The organism is Bacillus sp. ISL-57 (assembly GCF_018613135.1).
In the GTDB taxonomy this organism is placed as follows: domain Bacteria; phylum Bacillota; class Bacilli; order Bacillales; family DSM-1321; genus Peribacillus; species Peribacillus frigoritolerans.
The window spans coordinates 23,467-31,131 of sequence record NZ_JAGGQV010000023.1 but is presented as its reverse complement, the minus strand read 5'-3'; the positions used below and the strand labels follow the sequence as shown (position 1 = coordinate 31,131).

Below are 7,665 nucleotides of genomic sequence, written 5' to 3'. Positions count from 1 at the left end.
CAGGAAAAGCAGCAAAAGTAACCGTAAAGAAAGCTAAATAGCAACAAGGGAAGGCCGTTTAACTTACATGTTAAACGGCCTTTTTTATGAGAAGCCCTTGCCGGTGGAAAGTACTTCAAGGGGAGTTTGATGAGAAAAGTTTCAAATGTATTCAGGATATCGGTATTTCTGGTAGTGATTACACTACTTTTAGGAACAATCGCACGAATAAGGGTGATTTGGTATTAGAGAGAAATAATGAGGATAGTGAGTAATTTAAGGGGATTTAATACTAGTTTAATTGAGTGATAAGTTTGCCCAAATTCATGATGTTTCTTAATAATGATAATATTTATTTACTAACGAAATGATAAGGAATCAAGCGCAAAAGCGGATTCCTTATTTCAAATGTATATACCTAGGGCGGGATTTACGAGGGTCCATATATCCGCCGGTTATTTGATGCCCTAGAGAGCTAGCGATGACTGCTGCTGCAAAGAGGAGGATGATTTTCTTCAAATTAATGATCTTCTTTCCGTTTTTTTATTTTTAAAGAGTACACCCAAATACCTCTTCCTTCAACCCCTTTTTAAAATTAGAAAAATTTACTTCATTAAAATCTTCCACCCTATAATTTGGACTTGCTCATCTATCGAATGAGCAAAATCACCCATTAGATGACACCCCTTTTTTGATTCTTAAACTGCCTCATTTATTTTTCCCAAAGTCATAAAGTTGAACGATCCCACCTCTGCATTTGTCAGCTCATTTAGTGAATTCACTTCTCAGGAGATAGACTACATCGTATTCCTTCAACTCGTCCATATGGCCTCCCATATCACCATAAAAATCAGTGGAAAGTGAACGTATGCCTTCATTTCCGCTTGAGTAACATATACTCGCCAATGCCAGCTTGTTTGTGCTGTTTATTTTGAGTTTGCCAGCACTTCCCCATACGCTGGAATCCATTTCATCAATGGCTTCAGGATAAGTTAACGTATCCGTACCATCATCGTTTTGAATGCTGACGTTGAACATCGATCGTTTTTGATCACCATCCGTTTTCGATGTCGTAAAGATGATTGTCCCATTCTTTTCAATCCCCGTTGTCATGCGTCCCATTTCAGGTTCGACGAGTTTGCCAAATTCATATTTTTCGACCCAGACGGACATCTCCTTGTATGTATCATCAACATTGAAATCGATAAGAAAGGAATGTTCACTTGAATTCTCCAGGATGGCCTTTTCCCTTTCGGTCAGCTCAGGAACTGAAAAGTTATTCTCGGATTTTGAATCATCGGCCTTACAGGCAACTAAAGAAAATGAGAGCAGGGATAGGATGATGGAGAAATAGATCTTTTTCATGATTTTCACCTCTTGAATGCTATTACCCTAATTAAATCCAATTCTTATATATTATAACATTATAGTGAAATCGGAACGCGGCAAAAAAGGCAAACAATCGGTATGCTTGCCTTTTTTATTTAGAAAGGTTGGGAAAGAGCCTTATTGGCAACATCGACGTCATTTTGAAGCAATTGGTTCAAATCGTAAGCAGGATAGAGGTTTCTTTCATAAAGGTAGTTGAATATCTTGGCATGGGTATCGATGGCTCCATTTAAATGTTTCTTAAATACCTTTCGAAGCGATGGAGTGGCTGTTTCCGTAATCGCCAGTGCGTAATTTTTGATCGATGATTTGGCAAAGCCCAGCAATTCCCCGGCAGCGGCGGCCGATGCGTCATCCCTTGATACATCGTCTTCCCTGCCCGTTTTAGGCGTCAACGGGTAAAATTGCAGTAGCTCCATGATATTTTGGGTAAGGGTGTCGATCGTTTGCTTATAAATCGTTTTTAGAATGGGGTCTTTTATTTTTGGATAAGCTTTTTTAAATTTCATAAGAGCATTGGACTGGGCGGCGACCAACTCATGAAGCTCGAGTGTTTCATGCCAAGCAAGATGCGAATGGGTGGGTTGCATGTAAATTCCTCCTGAACGAATAATCTTGATACATTATTCGTTCAGTGGGCTGTAGGTAAGTTGTCTAGTGAAATATTTATGGGAAGTGCTGTCCCCTCTTCGGTTTTAGAAGGCCATGTTTTATTGATATTGTTCGAGAACAGAGAAGAACTTTTTGGCGAATTGGTAAAAAAGTTTTTCTGATGGAGCCAAGTCCCTGTTTTTAGGAGTGATGATGCCGACCGTCCGTTTGACTTCGGGTGTATCGATCGGGATCTTGACAGTGAGTCTTGGAATGACTTCATAAAAGGTACTGTCAGGGAGCAGACTGACTCCGATTCCGGCAGAAACGAGCCCTTTTATGGAATCCATGTCTTCACCTTCCGAGGCGATGTTCGGTGTGAAACCGGCTGCTTTGCACGCTTCGAGAGCGATAGTGTGAAAGATATATCCTTTTGGAAACAAGACGAAGGGATCATTTCTTAAATCACTTAGGCGCACACTCTTCCTGTCAGCCAGTGGGTGAGTAATTGGCAATAATGCGGATATGTTTTCCGTGAACAGGATATGACCTTCGATATCTGGATCGTTTGTCGGGATCGGTCCAAGGAAGGCTAATCCAATTTCGCGATTTTTGACAGCTTCCTTTAAAGAGGAATAAGATCCCTGTCTTAAGTGGAAGCCGATATTCGGCTGCTCATCTTTAAAAGCGGAAATGACGGTAGGCAGTAAATGGGTGGAAAGGCTGGTCGGGAACCCGATTTTAATGCTTCCGTGTTCAGGGTCCAAAAACTCCTCAATTTGATATTTGGCATATTCAATCGCCTGTATCGCCGTTTTGGCATGGATCAAGAAAATTTTACCGATTGGGGTTAACTGGATATTCCGGCCGATTTTTTCGAATAAAAGTACGCCAAGCTCATCTTCCAGTCTGGAGATTTGCCGGCTGATTGCTGATTGCGCGATATGCAGGTGTTCTGCGGCTTCTGAGACGTGTTCCCTCTCGGCGACTTCAACAAAATAACGTAATTGTCGTAGTTCCATTTATTCATCCTCCTGCCATTCATCTCAAATTGAGATGGATTCTACTAGAATTATATATTGTTTATATCGATTTGAAAACCTAGAATAAATGTAAGTGACATAACGGTGTAAGAATACGATGGGGGCGATTAATATGACATACAATCAAATACCAAAAGCACAAGGGCTCTACCATCCTGAATTTGAACATGATGCATGTGGGATCGGTTTATACGCTCATTTAAAAGGGCTTGCTACACATGACATCGTCAAACAAGGACTGAATATGCTGTGCCAATTAGATCATCGCGGCGGACAAGGCAGCGATCCCCTTACAGGAGATGGCGCAGGATTAATGGTACAGATTCCTGATGAATATTTCAGGCTGGCATGCCCGGAAATGAATTTGCCGGCAAAAGGACGCTATGGTGTAGGCATGCTCTTTTTCTCTGACAATGATGATGAACGGAATGAAATCGAAGCTCGTTTGAATGCATTTATCGAACAAGAGGGCCAAACGTTATTAGGCTGGAGGACGGTTCCTGTTGATGCAACGAAAATCGGGGAGGTCGGCAAGGAGACATGTCCGACGATCCGCCAAGTATTCATCGGGGCAAGCGTAGAGATGACCGATGATTTAGCTTTTGAGCGTAAATTGTTCGTTATCAGAAAACAAGCTGAAAACTGGGCTCGTGAACGCGGCAATCGTTTTTATTTTGCCAGCCTTTCAAGTGCTACGATCGTATACAAAGGATTATTGACGCCAGAGCAGGTCGATGCTTTTTATCTTGACCTTCAACAGGAGTCTTTCGTTTCCGCTTTCGCTTTAGTGCATTCCCGCTTCAGCACGAATACTTTTCCTAGCTGGGAACGGGCACATCCAAACCGTTACCTGATCCATAATGGAGAAATCAATACGCTTAGAGGTAATGTGAATTGGATGAAGGCGCGTGAGCAGCAGTTTGTTTCGGAAGCATTCGGGGATGACCTGCAAAAGGTCCTGCCTATTCTGGATATAGACGGCAGTGATTCCTCGATTCTTGATAATGCACTTGAATTCTTCGTGCTTGCCGGGCGTAAACCGGCACATGCGGCGATGATGCTCATTCCTGAACCGTGGACGGAAAATCCGCATATGACGAAGGAAAAGAAAGCATTTTACGAATATCATAGCATGCTCATGGAGCCATGGGATGGACCGACGGCCATATCCTTTACGAATGGTAAGCAAATCGGTGCCATCCTTGATCGAAATGGTTTAAGGCCGGCAAGGTATTATGTAACAAAAGATGATTACATCATTTTCTCCTCTGAAGTCGGTGTGATCGATGTGGAGCCGGAGAATGTATTATATAAAGATCGTTTAAGCCCAGGCAGAATGCTTTTAATAGATTTAGAGGAAGGCCGTATTGTTTCCGATGATGAGATCAAGTCGGAAATGGCACAGGAAAATCCATACCAGCAATGGCTGGACGAACAGCTTGTTCAATTAAGTGACGAAGAACCTGTGCTCGAAGGGGAGCCATTGAGTGATTTATTATTCAGGCAAAAAGCGTTCGGATACACGTATGAAGATGTCCAAAAGTATTTACTGCCGGTCATTAACGAAGGCAAAGATCCACTGGGCAGCATGGGCAATGACATTCCGTTAGCGGTCTTATCAGATCGCCCGCAATCGCTTTTCAACTATTTCAAGCAATCTTTTGCACAGGTAACCAATCCGCCGATCGATTCGCTGCGTGAACAGATTGTCACGTCAACGATGACATTTCTCGGTGCGGAAGGAGATTTGCTGAAGCCGGATGAAACGAACAGCCGCCGCATTCAATTGGATTCACCTGTTTTGACGCCGGGCCAAATGCAGCAGTTGAAAGAAAATGCCTATCCTGAATTCAGGAGCAAAGTCATTCACACTTTATTTTCAGAAGATTTAGAGAGTGAACTCGATCGCATCTGCCGTGAAGCGGAACAAGCAATCGCTGATGGTGTTACCCTTTTGATATTATCCGACAAGGATATGGGCAAAGAAAAAGCTGCGATTCCTTCCCTGCTGGCTGCGAGCGCCCTTCATCAAGAGCTGATCCGCCATGGTAACCGTACGAAGGTGAGCATTATCGTTGAATCGGGGGAAGCAAGGGAAGTCCATCATTATGCATCCCTAATCGGGTATGGAGTGGATGCGATTTACCCGTACCTTGCCTATGAAACATATAAGCAGGCGGTATTGGAGGGCAGTTTAGCCACCAGCTACGAAGAAACGGTAAGGAAATATGTAAGTTCTGTGACAGAAGGCATCGTAAAAGTGATGTCGAAAATGGGGATTTCAACGATTCAAAGTTATCGCGGCGCACAAATTTTCGAAGCGGTCGGAATCGGTGCTGATGTGATCGAACGCTATTTCAGCGGTACGGCATCACAGCTTAGTGGGATCGATTTTGAAACGATCGCAGATGAAGCGTTGATGCGCCATAGGAAAGCCGCAGCCGATTACCTTGATGAAACGCTTGAAAGCGGAAGTGATTTTCAATGGAGGAAAACAGGGGAACATCATGCTTTCAATCCTAAAACGATCCATACATTGCAATGGGCGTGCCGGAAAGGCGATTATAATTTATTTAAGCAATATTCAAACTTGGCGAATGAAGAAAGACTCGGGTTTTTACGGAATTTATTCTCGTTCGATCAAAAACGCCAAAGCATTTCAATAGATGAAGTGGAATCCGTGGAATCCATCGTCAGCCGATTCAAAACGGGTGCGATGTCATTCGGTTCATTGAGTCAGGAAGCACATGAAACATTAGCGATCGCTATGAACCGTTTAGGCGGAAAAAGCAATAGCGGTGAAGGCGGGGAGCACCCTAGCCGTTACGAACTGGATGAAAACGGCGATGATCGCCGCAGCGGCATTAAACAAATTGCATCCGGCCGTTTTGGAGTGAAAAGCCATTACCTTGTTAATGCCGATGAACTTCAAATCAAAATGGCGCAAGGTGCTAAGCCGGGTGAAGGCGGACAGCTGCCTGGAAACAAAGTATATCCTTGGGTTGCAGAAGTCCGCGGTTCCACACCGGGTGTCGGCCTGATTTCACCGCCTCCGCATCACGATATCTATTCGATTGAAGATTTGGCACAGCTGATCCATGATTTGAAAAATGCGAACCGTGATGCCAGGATCAGCGTCAAGCTTGTGTCAAAAGCAGGCGTAGGCACGATCGCAGCCGGCGTGGCCAAAGGAGCCGCAGATGTCATCGTTATCAGCGGGTATGATGGCGGTACGGGTGCATCACCAAAAACGAGTATCAAACATACTGGGCTTCCTTGGGAGCTGGGTCTTGCCGAAGCACACCAAACATTGATGCTGAATGGCCTGCGCAGCCGTGTCGTCCTTGAAACGGATGGAAAGTTAATGACGGGACGCGATGTGGTCATGGCAGCTATCCTTGGAGCGGAAGAATTCGGCTTTGCTACAGCACCGCTTGTGGTCCTGGGATGTGTCATGATGCGTGCTTGCCATTTGGATACATGTCCCGTCGGGGTAGCTACCCAAAACCCTGAGCTTCGCAGCAAATTCACTGGAGATGCGGATCATGTTGTGAACTTCATGCGCTTCATCGCTGAGGAAGTCCGGGAAACGATGGCTGAGCTTGGCTTTAGAACACTGGAAGAAATGGTCGGCCGCACTGATGTTTTACAAGTGAGCGAGCGGGCGCAAAACCATTGGAAAGCGAAGCATCTGGACTTGACGACACTTCTATTCCAACCGGAGGGGATTCGTACGTATCAACTTCCCCAAAGCCATAAAATAGAAGAATCTTTGGATATCCGTGAGATTTTACCTGTTGTGGAGCCTGCTTTAAATGACCAAACCCAGGTGGATGTCAGCTTCCCGATTACCAATGTGAACCGTGTGGTCGGAACGATTGTCGGAAGTGAAGTATCCAAACGCTACGGAGAGGAAGGGTTGCCTGAAGATACGATCACACTTCGTTTTACGGGATCGGCGGGCCAGAGCTTCGGTGCGTTCATACCAAAAGGGATGTCGATGTATTTGACTGGTGATGTGAATGACTATGTCGGGAAAGGATTATCTGGCGGGAAGATCATAGTCACGGCTCCTTCTGGCAATCAGATCGAGGCCGGGGACAATGTAATTGCCGGAAATATCGCCTTATATGGTGCAACAAGCGGCGAGGCCTACATTAATGGGCGTGCAGGAGAACGATTTGCCGTACGGAACAGTGGAGTCAATGTCGTCGTTGAAGGAATTGGAGACCATGGCTGTGAGTATATGACAGGCGGACGCGTGGTCATTCTGGGCGACGTCGGCAAAAACTTTGCGGCAGGCATGTCAGGCGGCATCGCTTATGTACTTGCTGATGATGCAGAAGAATTCAAGGAATTATGCAATGGTGAAATGATAGAATTCGAGACGCTTGATGATATGGATGATGCCAACGAGGTAAAAGAAATGCTTTACAGCCACCTTCATTATACAGAAAGTGCCAAAGCATCGTATGTACTGGAGAACTGGGAGGATTTCGCCAAGAAATTCGTAAAAGTCATTCCGAAAGATTACAAACGGATGATCAAAAGCATCAATGAGCAGAAGCGTGCAGGGCTAACGGATGAAGAAGCGATCATGAGTGCATTCCAAGCAAATGCCGTTCAAGATAAAAAAATCACTAAACAAGCTGTGATGCAGTAA

4 protein-coding genes are annotated in these 7,665 nt (G+C 44.7%); 1 reads left to right on the top strand and 3 read right to left on the bottom strand.

Annotated elements, in window-relative coordinates; all coding sequences use genetic code 11:
• Positions 1-744 precede the first annotated feature (744 nt).
• The 3 genes from J7I90_RS23705 to gltC all read right to left on the bottom strand — a co-directional run bounded on the left by J7I90_RS23705 (position 745) and on the right by gltC (position 2,981).
• Entirely contained in the window at positions 745-1,344 is a 600-nt protein-coding gene (locus tag J7I90_RS23705) for a hypothetical protein (protein WP_214774049.1), read from the bottom strand.
• Between the two features lie 119 nt (positions 1,345-1,463).
• Positions 1,464-1,958, bottom strand: coding sequence for a spore coat protein (locus J7I90_RS23700; RefSeq protein ID WP_214774047.1), 495 nt, complete (start codon positions 1,956-1,958; stop codon positions 1,464-1,466).
• A gap of 120 nt (positions 1,959-2,078) precedes the next feature.
• Positions 2,079-2,981 carry a glutamate biosynthesis transcriptional regulator GltC gene (gene gltC, locus J7I90_RS23695; RefSeq protein WP_063589861.1) on the bottom strand — a complete coding sequence of 301 codons (903 nt, stop codon included), beginning with the start codon at positions 2,979-2,981 and terminating at the stop codon, positions 2,079-2,081.
• 133 nt (positions 2,982-3,114) lie between these two features.
• Between gltC and gltB the strand changes: the two genes are divergently transcribed.
• On the top strand, positions 3,115-7,665 hold the full coding sequence (gltB, locus tag J7I90_RS23690) for a glutamate synthase large subunit (protein WP_214774045.1): 4,551 nt from the start codon (positions 3,115-3,117) through the stop codon (positions 7,663-7,665).

What these genes read in the sequence shown, in the direction of transcription:
- J7I90_RS23700 (WP_214774047.1), bottom strand. Translation starts at nt 1,958, where the DNA reads ATGCAACCCACCCATTCGCATCTTGCTTGGCATGAAACACTCGAGCTT.
- J7I90_RS23705 (WP_214774049.1), bottom strand. Translation starts at nt 1,344, where the DNA reads ATGAAAAAGATCTATTTCTCCATCATCCTATCCCTGCTCTCATTTTCT.
- gltB (WP_214774045.1), top strand. Translation starts at nt 3,115, where the DNA reads ATGACATACAATCAAATACCAAAAGCACAAGGGCTCTACCATCCTGAA.
- gltC (WP_063589861.1), bottom strand. Translation starts at nt 2,981, where the DNA reads ATGGAACTACGACAATTACGTTATTTTGTTGAAGTCGCCGAGAGGGAA.